The following is a 16,033-nucleotide window of genomic DNA, read 5'->3' as shown; positions in this document are numbered from 1 at the left end:
CCCACCAATTTACCTCCCCAAATATCCTCAGCTCTTCACAGACTCCACTAAACTCTCACAATAAAAGCAACGGTATTGGCTTTTCTCAGTCACCGGCCGCACAAGTGGCGCGATACTAGGTTCAGCTGCTGATATACACTGCGTATTGCCGCATTTTCCCTGCGCTTGTTCAATTTGCACGCTCGATGCCGATTCCACATCGACTACTGGCTCCACACCAGCCTGCACCCATCCCCCATTGAGAAGCTCATTAATGAGCGCCATACGAATATATTTGCCGTTCAGAACCTGCTCAAAATAACAAGCTCGCGGATCGTCGTCTACATCAACCGCAATCTCATTCACGCGCGGCAAAGGATGCAAAATGCACATATCTGGCTTCGCTGTTGCGAGCTTCTCACGTCGCAAAATGTACGAGTCCTTCAAGCGCAGATACTCGTTTTGATCCTTGAAACGTTCTTGCTGAATACGCGTCATGTACAACACGTCAAGGTGCGGTAACGCTTCGTCTAAACTCTCAGTTTCTAACACTTCAACACCGCATTTGCCGAGCTCATCAGCACCAATATAGTCCGGCATCCGCAGTTCTGCCGGCGAAATAAACACCATCTTCACCCCCTCATACCGCGCCAAAGCCCGCACCAGGGAATGCACCGTGCGCCCGTACTTCAAATCGCCGCAAAAGCCGATAGTGAGCCCGCCCAATCGCCCTTTTCGTCGGAAAATCGTCAATAAGTCAGTGAGCGTCTGGGTTGGGTGGTTGTGCCCGCCGTCGCCCGCATTAATTACCGGAACGCTCGCATTCAACGCCGCTACCAGCGGCGCTCCCTCGTAGGGATGCCGCATTGCCACGATGTCCGCATAGCATGACACCACTTTCGCTGTGTCCGCCACGCTTTCGCCTTTGGTGGCCGAGGAACTGCCTGCCTGAGAAAAACCAAGCACATTGCCACCTAGCTCGTACATTGCGGCCTCGAAGCTCAGCCGAGTACGGGTGGACGGCTCATAAAACAGTGTGGCCAGCTTCTTTCCTGCACATGCACGCGAATATTTTTCAGGATTGTCGGCAATGTCTACTGCGCGCGCGATAAGCTGCTCAATCTCCGCCACATTCAGATCGAGAATATCGATGAGGCTGCGCGACGCATTTGCTGCGGACCTTGCCGTGAGCTTCCCCGCGGCGTTGCCCGCAGTATCCCCTGCCACGGTCTGCGTGTTCTTTTCCGCCGCCATCTCAATTCTCCTCGTCTAGCTGCGCATGTTGCCATGACTCGTCGCTCGGATTCGCACGAAAAGCCAGCAACTTTGCCACACTTGCGACGTCGATATACCCCGTTTCCGCGGCTACACGCGCAATATCGTCAAAGGTCACGAGCGAAACCGCCTCCACACCAGCGTCCGCAAAAGCTCGCTTTGCTCGTTCCATTCCGTAGGTAAAAATACTGACGACGCCGAGCACCTGCGCTCCTGCCTCACGCAGCGCTGCTACCGCGTCCAACACCGATCCACCTGTGGAAATAAGATCTTCCATAACTACCACGCGCGTGCCCGGCGTCAGGCGACCCTCAATCTGATTGCACCGCCCATGATCTTTGCTTCCCGCACGCACGTATCCCATCGGCAACCCCATCTGACTTGCCACAATGGCAGCGTGGGCGATCCCCGCCGTCGCTGTGCCCATTAAACATTCAACGGCCGGGAACTGTGATTTCACCAGTCGTGCAAAGGCCTCCTCTACCCGTTCACGCACCGCAGGAGCCGTCAATATCAGCCTGTTATCGCAGTACACTGGGCTTTTTATTCCACTCGCCCATGTGAACGGATCATCTGGGCGAAAAAACACCGCCTGAATATCAAGGAGGTCTTTCGCAATAATCTCGCTGCTCGTATCATTCATTTGGTTGCCCATTCTGCACTCCCAGTCTTTTCCATCTTTCAACTCTGCATCTGCCTGTATGACCATCAATTTTCACCACAAAAATCGCTCAGGCATTCCTTATAAGCAGCAACAGGATCCTTTGCCTGCGTGATCGGACGGCCAACCACGATGTAATCCGAACCCGCCTCCCGCGCAGCTCGCGGCGTCATGACGCGCCGCTGATCGTCGTCGCCCTCCGCAAAACGAATACCTGGGGTAACGGCTAGAAACTCTGCGCCGCAAGCTTCATGGACGCCCGCCGCTTCCAGCGGGGAACAAACGACACCGTCAAGCCCTGATTCCCGCGCATTCGCAGCATATGCCGCAACCACTCGCTCCAATGGTTCATTTATCAGCAGCTCATCGCGCATACGCACTTCGTCGGTGCTGGTGAGTTGAGTGACGGCGATCAGTATTGGTCGCGTGCCCTCAGCGCACGTCAGCCCCTCGCGCGCCGCGTTCATCATCTCAATCGTTCCTGCTGCATGTACATTGCACATATCAACACCTAATTCACTGAGCACCGCCATCGTACGCCGCACGGTATTGGGAATATCGTGCAATTTGAGGTCGAGGAATATTCGGTGGCCGCGGTCCTTTATTTGCCGCACAATCTGCGGGCCGCTGGCATAAAACAACTCCATCCCGATTTTCACAAAGGGCTTTGTTTCTTGGCGTTCAAATAAGTCAAGAAACTCCTCCACAGCACTTTGACCCGCAAAATCACACGCCACAATCACATCTTTGGCCATCTCATTCTCCATTCCTTTTCTGTGCTATTTCTTCGATAAGTCGCGCTAAAGTGTCGATACCCAAACGATCCATCACCGCTGGTAACTCCGAAATGATGCGCGGGCACGCGAAAGGATCAACGAGATTTGCTGTGCCTACCTGCACTGCCGTAGCTCCGGCAATCATCATTTCGATCACCTGCTCGGCGCTATGCACGCCTCCAATTCCAATAACCGGAACCTCTACTGCGTTGCTCACCTGGTGAACCATCCGCAATGCCACCGGGAATATCGCCGCACCAGAAAATCCGCCCACCTGGTTGGCAAGTATCGGCACCCGACGCTTGAGGTCAAAACGCATACCGATCAAGGTATTAACCACGCTCAGAGCGTCGGCCCCGGCGTCCACACACGCTCGCGCAACGGCCACGACGTCGGTCACATTAGGCGATAACTTCACCACCAATGGCTTGCCGGTCACTTCACGCACTGCTGCCGTAACCTGCGCTGCCGAGTCAGGATAGCTACCGAAGTTCACGCCACCACCATGCACGTTCGGGCAACTAATATTGAGCTCCAACCAGCCGATACTCGTTTCCTCGTCCAATTCGCTCGCAACGTGTTGGTACTCCTCAACCGTGAATCCCGAGATATTTGCCATCACAGGCTTGGCAAAGAACTCCCTCATCCGAGGCAACTCGACGCGTTTCACTTCGTCCACACCAGGATTTTGCAGGCCAATCGCATTGAGCATACCCGCCTCACACTCAGCCACTCGCGGCGTGGGATTACCAAAGCGCGCCTGCCCTGTAGTGCCCTTAAATGCAAAACTCCCCAAAATATTCAGATCGTAGAGCTGCGAAAACTCATATCCGAAGCCGAATGTACCCGAAGCGGGAATGATGGGATTGCTCAAATCGATCCCGCAAAGATTCACCTGTAGCCTGCGTGCATCACTCATTTTTGCTCCCATACAACGTCTTGTGTGCGCACAACTGGTCCTTCTACACACAGGCGCCGCGAACCGCCGTCGGCAACCTGAAATGAACAACCCATACAGACCCCGAATCCACAAGCCATACGTTCTTCGAAGCTCAGCTCCCCGGGTGCCACGTCCAACTGAGCAATCGCTTTGAGCATGGCGTTCGGACCGCAGGCATATATATAACTGAGTGCCCTGTGCTGGGCGAGCTCCGCGAGCGCCGTCGTGACGAGGCCAGTTTCCCCAGCGCTTCCGTCTACAGTGCACGTGCGCACTGTGCAGCCGAGCGTTCGAAACTCGGCTTCGTAAAATACCTCGCTGGCAGTGTTAAATCCGAGGATCACCGTTGGCGTGATTCCGCGCTCTACCAGCCGGCGTGCGAGCAAAAATAAAGGCGGCACTCCAACGCCGCCGCCTATTAATACTGGATCGCTTCCTGATCGGGAAACGTCGAAACCATTTCCTAACCCCAGAAGCACATCTAGCCGAGTTTCCTTTTCCATGCGTGCCAAGGCTCGCGTTCCGTCTCCGAACGTCTTGTACACAAGGGTGACGACGCCGGATTGCGTGCCGTCACTATCAGTCACGTTGCATACAGAGAGCGGACGACGGGTGGCAAAGCCCGGAATCTTGATATTGACGAACTGACCAGGATTTTTGATCGCGGACACATCTCCGCGCAAGGTAATTTCGTAAATATTGCTGGCAATCTCGCGGTTGCTGGTAACAGTGAGCATGGTTTGGATCATCGTCGTTTTGGCTGCTGGGATCATAGTTGGCCTTTCGTGGAGGGAGTCATTGCGGCAGTCGTTGTGGAAATCATCGCGGCAGAATCGAGATATGCGATCTTTCCACCGCATACCGTGAGCAGGCATTTTCCAAAAAGCTCAGTGCCAGCAAATGGAGTAGCCCGTCCGAGGGACTCGAACTCATTCGGGTCTAGGTTTTGGCGATGGTCCAAATCCCATACGCTGAAATCTTCACCAAGTGGAATTTTGAAACGTTTGCGTGGATTATGCGCTAATAACTCCATTGCCCGTTCCATAGTTATCACTCCGGGCCGCACAAGGTGCGTGTATATCGCTTGGAAGGAGTTTTCGATACCCACCACGCCGAAAGCCGATTCAGCTAGGCCACGCGATTTTTCTTCTTCTGCGTGCGGCGCGTGATCCGTGGCGAACATATCAATGGTTCCATCGGCCACTGCCTCGAGTAATGCATGGCGATCCTGTGGCGCGCGCAGCGGCGGGTTCATTTTGAAGCGGCCGTCCTCTTGCAGCATCGAATCGTCAAACACAAGGTAATGCGGTGCTGTCTCGCAACTTGCATCGATACCATCTGCTTTTGCTTGCCGCATCAACTCCACGCTTTCAGCACATGAAATATGACAAGCATGAAAGGCTACCCCTGTGTCTTTGGCGAGCTCAAGATCGCGTTCAAGCTCACGCCATTCGCTTTCTTTCGGAATGCCAATGTGATTATGGGCGCGCGCATACTCGCCGTCATTGATATATCCACGGCCTTTGAGCTCGGCGTCCTCACAGTGAGCAGCGATCACTTTTCCTAGCTCTTTTGCTAGTACCATAGCCTCGCGCATGAGCTCCCGCGACTGCACTCCCATGCCGTCGTCGGAAAACGCGAGCGCATACGGCGCCATGTCGCGCAGGTCAGCGAGGCGCTCTCCTCTTTCAGCAGCAGTAATTGAACCATAAGGGTAGACGTTGATGAGGGCACCGGCGTCGATATACTCTTGCGCCAAGGCAAGATTTTCCACAGAGTCTGGAACTGGGTCGAGATTCGGCATGGTGCCGACGGCGGTGAAACCACCTCGCGCGGCAGCTCTAGTGCCAGTTGCCACCGTCTCTTTATAAGAAAACCCCGGCTCTCGGAAGTGAACATGCACATCGCAGAAGCCGGGGAAAATGGAAAACCGAGCGGAATTGAGAAATTCCAACAACGGGTTTTCATCGAAAATAGTGGGACGGCAAGGTATCGTTCCACTACATTGAGTGGAGTCTGGCTTATTCAAAGCAATCATTGCTGCTGTGCCAACCTCTCAAGGCTTGATTCAAGGCTCAATCTTGGACGACGCGGATCTGTGTAGATCTGTGCGCCGGACGTTCGATTCTGAACAAGAATAAGTTTCACAGAAGTCAAAGTCAATGCTTTGACCAAAATTCGGAACGGTTTTCGTCACATTGCGGACGTACTAGGGAAGGCAAAAATCGAAATTAGGGAATCCAAATATTTCCGGTACAGTTAGCTTCATGGAGGACAAGACTCAGAAGTCTGAACGCGAGAACTCTGTATTTAGCGCGGCTCCCGATCCGCTGCTCGATGTACGTGCCGACGTTGACGTCAATATCTACGAGCCTGGATCGCTGTTCTCGCGGCAAAGCCCGCCCGGCATGAGCGCCTGCGCTAGAGATTCATTGCGCCAAGTACACCCTGATTTCATGTCCGCTTGGCGTGCTCACCCCTCACAATTCGGACGCAAGCAAGCGCAAGCGCCGTCGTCACACATGGCACAAGGAATGCAGCCGCGTTTTGGGGAAATGGCGACGACGCCGTCACCCTCACGTTTCGAAACGTCCAAGAAAACCCGCGGTACCGCCGTCGTACTGGGACTCCTCTTTGGATTCCAAGGTGCGCACAATTTTTACTGGGGGCATGTTCAGCGTGGAATGATGGATCTGCTGCTGTGGATTATGTGCCTGTGCGCTTATATCTATTCAGGCATCTTATTCATGATGCTGCCTGCTTTTATTTATGTGGGTATTGAGCTGTTCCAGATCGCTTTGGCGCACGGAATCTACCAGGAGCTACCTGACTCTTCCTCTCTGAGCTGATTCAAATTTGTTAAGACAATTGATAATTTCGCTTCAACGTGGAAAGATCGAAATGTTAGGACATTTACGTCCGCACGTGCTCAGCCGATTAGGCAGATAATCTAGGAGAATATATGAGCAAGATTCGCGTAGGCATTGTTGGCGTTGGAAACTGCGCCAGCTCCCTAGTGCAAGGCGTCCATTTTTACCGCGACGCAGACCCATCTGACACCATCCCAGGCCTCATGCACGTCAACTTCGGTGGTTACCACGTTAATGACGTTGAGTTTGCTGCCGCATTTGACGTTGACGCAGACAAAGTTGGCAAGGATCTCTCCGAGGCAATTTGGGCTGGCGAAAACAACACTTTCAAGTTTACCGATGTGCCACATTTGGGAGTGACCGTGAGCCGCGGCAAGACTCTCGATGGTCTTGGCGAATACTACCGCGCCACAATCGAGGAATCCGCAGAACCAGAAGTTGACGTGGTGCAGGTACTCAAGGACGCACAGATTGACGTGCTCGTATCCTACCTGCCAGTTGGTTCGGAAGAAGCCGATCGCTTCTACGCTCAGTGCGCTATCGACGCAGGCGTAGCTTTTGTGAACTGCTTGCCTGTGTTTATTGCTTCCAATCCGGAGTGGGCCGCGAAGTTCGAGGCAGCTGGCGTGCCAATTGTGGGCGACGATATTAAGTCGCAGTACGGCGCAACAATTTCGCACCGCGATATTGTGCGACTCATGGAAGAGCGCGGTGTGCGGATTGATCGCACTTACCAGCTCAACGTGGGTGGAAATATGGACTTCAAGAATATGTTGCAGCGCAACCGCCTTGAGTCGAAGAAGATTTCCAAGACCAACGCGGTGACTTCCAATATGACTGGTCCAGTCAACGATCACGATATTCACGTTGGCCCATCCGATTACGTGCCATGGCTCGAGGATCGCAAATTCGCTTTCGTGCGTATCGAGGGAACAACCTTCGGTGAAGTGCCAATTCAGATGGAGTACAAGCTTGAGGTTTGGGATTCACCAAACTCAGCTGGCATCGTGATTGACGCTATCCGCGCCGCAAAGATCGCACTTGATCGCGGCGTGGGCGGCCCAATCCTTTCGGCCTCTTCCTACCTGATGAAATCGCCACCTGAGCAGCGCCGCGATAATATCGCACGCGAATCCGTTGAAGGATTCATCCGTGGCGAAGTAGAGCGCTGATCGACTTATTATCAGGCTAACTCTGCTGTGTGGGGGTGGAGATGGGTGTTTTCCCATCTCCACCCCCAGTTCACGCACATTTAGTTAGAATGCTTTGCTTCGAGTTAGAGCGCTTGGTCTCAAGAGAGAACGCTTCACCTCGAGTCACTGTCTCGCGGAGTTCCAATCACCAGCTAGCAGGCATTTCACCTGTATATCCAGCCGGCACATACGCACACGACGGATCAGCGGCAAGCGGATCGCGAGTCAAGGCGTAAGCCGTCGAGCGCGATCCGCCACAAAAGTGGTTATATTCGCACACTCCACATTTCCCACCAAAATGTTCAGGAGTGCGCAACTCACGCATCACGGGAGAATCAGAGTATAGCTGCGCCAAAGGAGTTTCTTTCACCGAACCCACATGAATCGGCAAGAATCCCGACGGATACACATCGCCCACATGGTCAATGAACACAAATCCTGAACCAGAATTCACAGCCAAAGGCGTGCGCGGAATTCGCGTCTTTTCCGGCGTCTTCCCTAATAGCCGCACAGTTTCCTCAGTCAACCAGTAATACAATTCCCCATGTTCAGGCATAGCTTGCCCGCCTTCAGCGGCTCGCGCACGTTGGAAAGCAATACGGCGGTATTGCGGCGCCTCCGTCGTCTTAATCGCAATCCGATCCGACACATCGTGCAGCCACTGTAATACGTCCTCACGTTCCAAAGGCGAGAGCATATTCAAATTGGCACCTCGCCCTGTTGGCACCAGCATAAATATGTACCACATGAACGCCCGCAGCTCGATCGCTTTTGCGAGCATAGCCGGCGCTTCCTTGATATTTCCGCGGGTCAAGGTGGAGTTTATTTGCAAGCGAAAGCCCACTTCATTGATGATTTTCGTGGCTTCCACGGTTTTGTCGAAAGTGCCCTTGATACCACGGAAGGCATCGTGCGTTTCGGCAGTTGCGCCGTCCATCGACACCGACATCGCTTTACCGCCAGCCTCCCGCAAGGCCACCAAACGCTCCTTTGTAAACAAAGGAGTAACGGACGGCGAAATCGACATCGAAAGTCCCAGTTCAGTTCCGTAGCGCACCAGTTCAACGAGGTCGTCACGTTCGAAGCAGTCTCCACCAGTAAGGACGACGAGCGGCAGAGGTTTCGAATAACTAGCAAGTTGACGCAGCAAGTCTTTCCCCTGCTCAGTGGTGAGCTGGCCGGGCGCAGCATGACGCTGCGCCTCGGCTCGGCAATGTGCACACACAAGCCCACACGCTCTGGTAACCTCCCAGATCGCGATAAACGGTTTCTCATTCAAATCGTGCCGGATTTCGCGCACGATTGGATGAGCTCGGCGTTCACCTGGATGACTGCGCTGTTCACCAGAGTGATTCCGGTGAGCATCCGGGTGACTCTGCTGCTCACCCGGATGCCGCCGCGCACCGTGTGGCGCGTGCCTCCCATGCAGTGTCTGCTGTTCGTGGTGCTCCATGCTGCTCAACTCCTTAGATCTCTCTCATCATAAACTTGAGGAGCAGAAATCCTTGGGACTTTAGCGACGCCTACTGCCAGTCATTGCCGCACGCTGAGCTTCAAACGCTGATGAGCTGTGCTAATACCGTTCTCACCCTGCGCGACATCCCCAAAATCACTTGGGTCAATATCGGCAGCATCTACCACCACAGTGTCGCCGTCCACCACCGTGCCAGCCAGAAGCATTCTCGCCATCTGATCTCCGATTTCACGTTGGATGAGTCGACGCAACGGCCGTGCACCAAACGCGGCATCATAACCATCAACAGTGAGAATATCCTTCGCCGCAGGAAGCACCTCCAACTTGATTCGGCGGGTAGAAAGCCGCTGCGCCAATTGCGCCACTTGCAATTCGACAATCTGCCCCAGCTGCTCAATCGTCAGCGGCTCGAACATAATCACGTCGTCCAAACGGTTGAGGAACTCCGGCTTAAAATGAGCACGCACAGCGCTCATCACCGCCGAATTCTTCTGCTCAGCGGTCAATTCCGTATCAGAAAGGAACTGCGATCCAAGATTCGACGTCAAAATGAGAATCGTATTTCGGAAATCGACCGTGCGCCCCTGCCCGTCCGTCAAGCGACCGTCGTCGAGCACTTGCAATAAAATATCGAAGACTTCCGGATGCGCTTTTTCAACCTCGTCGAGAAGTACAACACCGTAGGGACGACGCCGCACTGCTTCCGTGAGCTGCCCACCTTCTTCGTATCCGACGTATCCTGGAGGTGCGCCTACCAGACGCGCCACCGAGTGTTTCTCACTGTACTCAGACATATCGATACGAACCATGGCGCGCTCGTCGTCGAAAAGAAAATCAGCGAGAGCCTTGGCGAGTTCCGTCTTTCCGACACCGGTTGGTCCAAGGAAGAGGAACGAACCAGTTGGACGGTTCGGGTCAGCCACACCGGAGCGCGAACGACGCACAGCATCAGACACCGAACGCACTGCGCTGTCTTGGCCAATGAGGCGTTTGCCAAGGTAATGCTCCATATCGAGGAGTTTTTCCGTCTCTCCTTGCAAAAGACGACCTACCGGAATTCCCGTCCAAGCGGCAATAACCTCAGCAATACCTTCAGCATCCACGCGCTCCGCAATCATCGGAGTGGCATCTGCACTCGGCGGCTCTTCCGATTCACCCTCAGCAATTTGCCGCTCAACATCTGGAATATCGCCGTTTTGAATGCGTCCGGCGTCTTCGTACCTACCCTCGCGAATAGCTTTTTCCAGTTCAGTGCGCAATTCATCGAGCTTTACGCGCAAATCGCCCACTTTGTTACGACCCGCCTTCTCTGCTTGCCAACGCGCGTTGAGTCCAGCCAGCTCTTCGGACTTATCAGCCAACTCGGCTTCCAAGCGCTCAAGACGCTCAGCTGCACCGGCATCGTCGTCCGTTTCAGTCTCTTCGAGATAGGCCTTTTCCATCCGCAGACGATCTACCTGGCGTTGAAGCACGTCGATTTCCTCAGGCGAAGAATCTAGCTCCATACGCAGCCGCGACGCTGCTTCGTCTACCAAATCGATGGCTTTATCGGGAAGCTGCCGTCCAGAGATATAGCGATCAGAAAGTGTGGCAGCAGCAACGAGCGCGCCGTCAGAAATCGTCACCTTGTGATGTGCTTCGTACTTAGGCGCAATTCCGCGCAAGATAGCGATCGTATCTTCAACCGACGGCTCGCCAACGAAAATCTGCTGGAACCTGCGCTCAAGCGCCGGATCTTTCTCGATATTTTCGCGGTATTCATCGAGCGTAGTGGCACCAACTAGTCGCAATTCGCCGCGGGCGAGCATCGGCTTGAGCATATTGCCCGCGTCCATGGCGCCGTCAGCGCCTCCACCCGCGCCGACCACCGTGTGAAGCTCATCGATAAAGGTGACCACTTCGCCGTCGGAATCTTTGATCTCTTGCAGAACTGCTTTCAGGCGTTCCTCGAATTCGCCTCGATACTTTGCCCCAGCCACCATTGCCGAGATGTCGAGCGCAATCAGACGCTTTCCACGCAGAGACTCAGGCACATCGCCGTCAACGATTCGCTGCGCAAGCCCCTCCACCACTGCGGTTTTACCTACGCCCGGCTCACCAATCAGCACCGGATTGTTCTTGGTGCGACGCGAGAGCACCTGAATTACACGGCGGATTTCAGAGTCGCGGCCAATTACCGGATCCAGTTTCCCATCGCGTGCCGCCTGGGTGAGATCGGTGCCGTACTTTTCAAGTGCCTTGAAAGTACCCTCCGGATCGGCGGACTGCACTTTGGCAGAGCCACGCACCGAAGGCAGAGCTGCAAAAAGTTGATCTCGACCGGCTCCTGCCGAGCGCAAGATTTCACCGGCCGAGCTCTGCGATTGAGAAATTGCGAGCAACAGATGCTCGGTAGAAATGAAAGAATCTCCGAGGGCAGTAGCCTCTTGACCAGCGTCGTTGAGTACTTGCGAGAGGTTACGTGAAGCTTGTGGCTGAGCCACGCTCGATCCCGACGCCCCTGGAAGCGCTGTGAGCTGCGCTTGCACGCGCTGTTCGATTGCGTGCCGATCGACGCCGACGGCGTCCAGTAGCGCCACCGCCACACCTCCTGTTTGCCCAAGTAAAGCTGCGAGGAGATGAAGTGGCTCAAGTTGCGGGTTTCCCGCTGCCGAAGCGCTTTGAATCGCTTGCGCGAGCGCCTCCTGTGATTTAGTTGTGAGTTTGTCCATGACGTTCTCCTGATTGTTGCTGTAAGTCAATATTCACTCAACGTAACGCAATAATAGTTGAGTCTATTCCACTCAACTTAACATGTCGAGAGGTAGGCTAGTTTACATTCGCAAACAGGGCAAACGGGAGGTTATGTTGGATCGGGAGCGGAAGGGATTTGGTATAGACGTGATGCGACGTAACCCCCGTCGTCACAGAGTTCTTCATGCGACTAACACAGCCGAACACTACACATGACACTCAACACAACACTCAACATGTGAAGTGTTATGTGCAGTGTTGTGTGTAGTGTTGCATGTTCATGTATAGTGTTATGTGTAGTGTTACATCTTTTGACACTCTTGAGGTGGGAAACTCATGGATCTATCTGCACTAATCGAAGACACTGTGGCGACTCTGCGCGCGCATAAGACAGACAATCTCAGAGTCGAAGCAAAAGCTGCTGTTGGTGGAGTTCCCAAGAAACTTTCCCGAACGATTTCTGCATTTTCTAATACAGCTGGTGGCCTAATTCTCCTCGGACTAGATGAAAATGCCGGCTTTATTCCGGCCGAAAATTTCGATGCGAAGCGCATCGCCGATGGTCTTTCTCGTATGTGTGCCGACGACCTCACGCCTCCCATTCGTGCACAAATTGAAATAGTTCTGTTTGAAGATTCCGAGATTGTTGTTGCAATAATTGACGAGCTTCCTGCTTACGACAAGCCAGCTTGGATCACAACGGCAGGAAAATACGCGTCCAGCTACGTTCGTGGGCACGACGGCGATCGCGCTCTTACCAACTATGAGATCGACCGACTCGAAGAAAATAAAGGTCAGCCCGCATGGGATATAGAATTGGTACTCGACGCTTCAGAATCTGATCTCAACAGCGAGATCGTCAACCAAATTATTCTGCGTGAAAAAACTCTGCATCCACGGGTATTCGGAGCGCTTTCTGACGACGAAGCGAAGGTATCTTTACATCTTCTAAAGAGAGGTGACGACGGCACACTCCACCCAACAATGGCAGGTCTACTCGTAGCCGGCAAATATCCACAACAGTATTTCCCTCGTCTCAACCTTACTGTTTCGGTGTTTCCAGGAACTGATAAATCTTCGCAACTTGACGGAAAAAGATTCCTTGACAATGTGAGCTTGGTGGGACCGATCCCATACCTCGTGTCTGATGCCGTCGCCGCTATCTCTAGAAATATGCGAATAGGCGGTGTTGTCGATGGTACTTTCCGTCACGACCTCCCAGACTACCCGCTTGTTGCTTTGCGAGAAGCGATCACCAACGCACTCATGCACCGGGACTATTCCCTCGCAGCACGAGGTAGTCAAGTGCAGATAAATATGTATGCCGACCGTCTCGAGATCATTAATCCCGGCGGACTATTTGGCCCACTTACAATTGACACACTTGGGCAGAGTGGCATAAGTGCGGCACGAAATCAATTCTTATCTCGGCTACTCGAAACCACCTCTTATCCCGGTAGCCAAGGCGGTTTTGTTGCAGAGAATCGAGGAACTGGATTTGCTGAAATTGTCTCGCAAATGACCAAGAATTTGATGCCCACTCCTCGAGTAACCGATTCATTAACCCAGTTCAAGATCGAATTTTTACGTCGAAACCCCACAACATCAGAAAAGCACGCAGCAAAGCATGGATCCTCTGCAGATGCAATTTTGCAATATCTTTCCACGCACACCAGTGCGACTAGTAAAGAACTCGCCGCGGCGGCTGGAATTAGCGTTGGAGGAGTTCGTCGCCTACTTAATAATATGGTCGCCAGTAAGCAGCTCGAAAGGCTCGAACCGTTACGCAGTCCGAAACAGCGTTATCGGCTCATTCCTTAGCACTACACACAACACTCAACACAACACTCAACATGTGTAGTGTTATGTGCAGTGTTGTGTGTAGTGTTGCATGTTCATGCGCAGTGTTCGAGAAACAAAAGAAAGGTGGCGGCACGTGGCCAAAAAGTCCAGCCCAGTAGGAACTCCCGCACTTCGAGTACTCAACAGCGCAGGCGTGGAGTACGAACTTTTCGAATACGAGCACTCAGCCACGATGGAACATGGATACGCGCTCGACACATCCGCAGTGCTCGGCATTGAGCCCGCGCTTATCTTCAAAACCTTGCTTACCGAATGCGACGCGCGACCCGTCGTCGCCGTTATGCCGGCGTCGTCACAACTCAGCTTGAAAGCCTTGGCAAAAGCCGCCGGAGCAAAGAACGCGGCGATGATGAACCCCGCTCAAGCCGAAAAGATTACCGGTTACGTGACCGGCGGGATTTCTCCCCTTGGCCAGCGCAAACTCTACCCAACTTTCATCGACGAATCAGCGCTCACCCACGAAAGAATCCTCGTTTCCGGCGGGAAAAGAAACTTATCAGTGGCACTGCGAGCACAGGATTTGGCATTGCTTACCAACGCACAATTTTTCGCTATTGCGGCCGACACCAGCAGCAACACTAAAAATTCGGCTCAGTAAAAACCCACGGCTCTTTGTTCATATACTCTGGCTGAAAGACCTCAAGAAACTCTTGTGCGGAGCCTACTGCTGGGAATCCCAGCGACTCGGCGAACATACCCACTAATTGCGACGTCGATATGCCCAGTTCGTGAAGTTGTGGCAGCGTAACCGCACCGTCGCGTTTCGAAAGACGAACGGCGTCGTGATTCACGACGAGCGGCACGTGCGCGTACTGCGGCGGTTTGAATCCAAGCAATTTCTGCAGGTAGATTTGGCGCGGCGTGGACGAAAGCAGGTCATTTCCACGCACGATCTGTGTCACCTGCGGCGTTAACAAGACTCTCGCATCGGCACACTTCTCGTTGCCGCTACCACATCTACTATCACCAACGCTCTTACCAGCATTGTCACTACCAGCAAAAATACTAGCTATTAACGGACTCGGATCGGTACCGTGCCCCAAAATATCGTCTACTACTGCCACGAAATTATAGGAGTAGGTTCCATCGCCACGCCGCAAAACGATGTCGTCAGCATGCCCGCTATGGCTGCCGTAGTTTTCGTCTGTGAAAGCCACGCTCACCGCCTCGGAGCGCAGGCGAATCGCCGGAGCGCGGCCGGTGAGGGAACGACGTCGTTCAGCTCGTTGCTGCGTGCTCAGATCACGACACTTTCCCGGATAAAATCCCAGTTCATGGTGAGGAGCGCGGGCGGCTTCGGCTAGGTCCTTGCGCGAGCAGTAACATTCAAAGGTTAAGTTTTGGGCGCTCAGAGCATCAGTAATTGCCGCATAAATCGAAACACGATCAGACTGCCGGATTGGTGCGCCGTCCCAATCAATGCCCAATTCTGATAAATCGCTTAACTGTGCAGCTTCAAATTCTGGGCGTGCGCGGCCGTCTAGATCTTCAATGCGCAGCAGAAATCCGCGCTGCGAACTGCGCGCATACGCCCAAGCCAGGAGCGCCGTGCGGAGGTTTCCCACATGCAAAATTCCCGACGGCGAGGGGGCATATCTTCCGTCGCCGAGCGTATTTAAACTATCTAACAAAGTACCGTCAGTCATCAGCGAATGAGCTCTATCAACTGCGGACAATGAGAATTGGAGGTAGTTTCACCTGTCCGTTGAAACCCGTGAGACGAAAGAATTTCTAAGACTACCGGCGAAGTTTTCTGCGGCACCGTGAATAAGGCAGGCATATCACCAAGACCCACTTCCAGAAGGCGCATGGTCACCACAATAACCTCGCTCGAGTCAAGATTATGAGCAGTCAAGAACCAGTCAGCGCCAACTAGTCGTGGCTGATTTGGGCCGAGTGCCCGCGCCGCAATGAATCCAACAATATGCACGACGCCGATCGCATCATTATCCGCCGTCGCGCCGTCATCTTCTGCTAGCGCAACCCAATACGCAGAGGAATCTGGTAGCGCAAAGGAGAGTTCTAGCTTATGCGCGTCGAACGTAACGTCATACGGGCGCGCGAGCTGAACAATTTCCTCAGCGTCCATTGGTTGAGCGGGGCGTATCTTGATCGATCTGGCCATAATGCCATTATGCCCGTGGGGGCGTCACCAACAAAGTTAAATCGGTACCGTAGGCCAGTTTAGATTTTGGATCCAATTTAGCTGCGCTCGGATACCACATGGATAGTGGCTGGAATGCATCCGCACTAAAAGTAAAAGTTGGGT

15 protein-coding genes are annotated in these 16,033 nt (G+C 53.5%); 5 read left to right on the top strand and 10 right to left on the bottom strand.

The features are described 5' to 3' along the window. Positions 1-27: 27 nt before the first annotated feature. From pyrB to EZJ44_RS05565, 6 genes are all read right to left on the bottom strand, one after another. Complete coding sequence (gene pyrB / locus EZJ44_RS05590) at positions 28-1,233, bottom strand: aspartate carbamoyltransferase (RefSeq protein WP_131281166.1); 1,206 nt, start codon at positions 1,231-1,233, stop codon at positions 28-30. Position 1,234: 1 nt separating this feature from the next. Continuing rightward, a complete protein-coding gene (gene pyrE / locus EZJ44_RS05585; protein ID WP_131281164.1) occupies positions 1,235-1,897 on the bottom strand; it encodes an orotate phosphoribosyltransferase in 663 nt (220 codons plus the stop codon). A gap of 65 nt (positions 1,898-1,962) precedes the next feature. After that, positions 1,963-2,682, bottom strand: coding sequence for an orotidine-5'-phosphate decarboxylase (gene pyrF, locus EZJ44_RS05580; protein ID WP_277751399.1), 720 nt, complete (start codon positions 2,680-2,682; stop codon positions 1,963-1,965). Next, a complete protein-coding gene (locus EZJ44_RS05575; RefSeq protein ID WP_131281162.1) occupies positions 2,672-3,610 on the bottom strand; it encodes a dihydroorotate dehydrogenase in 939 nt (312 codons plus the stop codon). The genes pyrF and EZJ44_RS05575 overlap by 11 nt, the downstream gene beginning before the upstream one ends. Next, complete coding sequence (locus EZJ44_RS05570) at positions 3,607-4,404, bottom strand: dihydroorotate dehydrogenase electron transfer subunit (protein WP_206661854.1); 798 nt, start codon at positions 4,402-4,404, stop codon at positions 3,607-3,609. Before EZJ44_RS05570 ends, EZJ44_RS05575 begins: the two co-directional genes overlap by 4 nt. Beyond that, positions 4,401-5,669, bottom strand: coding sequence for a dihydroorotase (locus EZJ44_RS05565; protein ID WP_131281160.1), 1,269 nt, complete (start codon positions 5,667-5,669; stop codon positions 4,401-4,403). Before EZJ44_RS05565 ends, EZJ44_RS05570 begins: the two co-directional genes overlap by 4 nt. On the opposite strand from EZJ44_RS05565, the gene EZJ44_RS08960 reads away from it, so the two are divergent. The 3 genes from EZJ44_RS08960 to EZJ44_RS05555 all read left to right on the top strand — a co-directional run bounded on the left by EZJ44_RS08960 (position 5,641) and on the right by EZJ44_RS05555 (position 7,673). After that, positions 5,641-5,772 (top strand): hypothetical protein, encoded by a 132-nt coding sequence (locus EZJ44_RS08960; RefSeq protein WP_277751401.1) that lies wholly within the window; start codon positions 5,641-5,643, stop codon positions 5,770-5,772. The two genes, EZJ44_RS05565 and EZJ44_RS08960, sit on opposite strands and share 29 nt — an antisense overlap. A 126-nt stretch (positions 5,773-5,898) precedes the next feature. Further along, positions 5,899-6,480, top strand: a complete 582-nt coding sequence (locus tag EZJ44_RS05560; protein WP_131281158.1) for a TM2 domain-containing protein — start codon at positions 5,899-5,901, stop codon at positions 6,478-6,480. 113 nt (positions 6,481-6,593) lie between these two features. Beyond that, positions 6,594-7,673 carry an inositol-3-phosphate synthase gene (locus EZJ44_RS05555; RefSeq protein ID WP_131281156.1) on the top strand — a complete coding sequence of 360 codons (1,080 nt, stop codon included), beginning with the start codon at positions 6,594-6,596 and terminating at the stop codon, positions 7,671-7,673. Between the two features lie 166 nt (positions 7,674-7,839). Here the strand turns inward: EZJ44_RS05555 and EZJ44_RS05550 are convergent, their stop codons facing one another. Then, positions 7,840-9,147 carry a TIGR04053 family radical SAM/SPASM domain-containing protein gene (locus EZJ44_RS05550; protein WP_131281154.1) on the bottom strand — a complete coding sequence of 436 codons (1,308 nt, stop codon included), beginning with the start codon at positions 9,145-9,147 and terminating at the stop codon, positions 7,840-7,842. Positions 9,148-9,227: 80 nt separating this feature from the next. After that, the gene (gene clpB / locus EZJ44_RS05545) at positions 9,228-11,879 is read right to left on the bottom strand and encodes an ATP-dependent chaperone ClpB (RefSeq protein ID WP_131281152.1); all 2,652 of its coding nucleotides are present in this window, start codon (positions 11,877-11,879) and stop codon (positions 9,228-9,230) included. Positions 11,880-12,237: 358 nt separating this feature from the next. Here clpB and EZJ44_RS05540 point away from each other — a divergent pair, with 358 nt between their 5' ends. Both EZJ44_RS05540 and ybaK read left to right on the top strand, forming a co-directional pair. Beyond that, positions 12,238-13,722: an ATP-binding protein gene (locus EZJ44_RS05540; RefSeq protein ID WP_131281150.1), complete on the top strand. Its 1,485-nt coding sequence runs from the start codon at positions 12,238-12,240 to the stop codon at positions 13,720-13,722. Between the two features lie 115 nt (positions 13,723-13,837). Further along, complete coding sequence (ybaK, locus tag EZJ44_RS05535; RefSeq protein WP_241658608.1) at positions 13,838-14,362, top strand: Cys-tRNA(Pro) deacylase; 525 nt, start codon at positions 13,838-13,840, stop codon at positions 14,360-14,362. On the opposite strand, the gene EZJ44_RS08905 is transcribed toward ybaK, so the two are convergent. Together EZJ44_RS08905 and EZJ44_RS05525 are read right to left on the bottom strand one after the other, a co-directional pair. Then, entirely contained in the window at positions 14,343-15,410 is a 1,068-nt protein-coding gene (locus EZJ44_RS08905) for a glutamyl-Q tRNA(Asp) synthetase (RefSeq protein ID WP_131281146.1), read from the bottom strand. The two genes, ybaK and EZJ44_RS08905, sit on opposite strands and share 20 nt — an antisense overlap. Beyond that, the gene (locus EZJ44_RS05525; RefSeq protein WP_131281144.1) at positions 15,410-15,889 is read right to left on the bottom strand and encodes a GNAT family N-acetyltransferase; all 480 of its coding nucleotides are present in this window, start codon (positions 15,887-15,889) and stop codon (positions 15,410-15,412) included. Before EZJ44_RS05525 ends, EZJ44_RS08905 begins: the two co-directional genes overlap by 1 nt. Positions 15,890-16,033: the final 144 nt, after the last annotated feature.

The sequence above is a fragment of the Arcanobacterium bovis genome, assembly GCF_004331995.1.
GTDB lineage: Bacteria > Actinomycetota > Actinomycetes > Actinomycetales > Actinomycetaceae > Arcanobacterium_A > Arcanobacterium_A bovis.
This window is presented reverse-complemented; position numbering and strand designations above follow the sequence as displayed.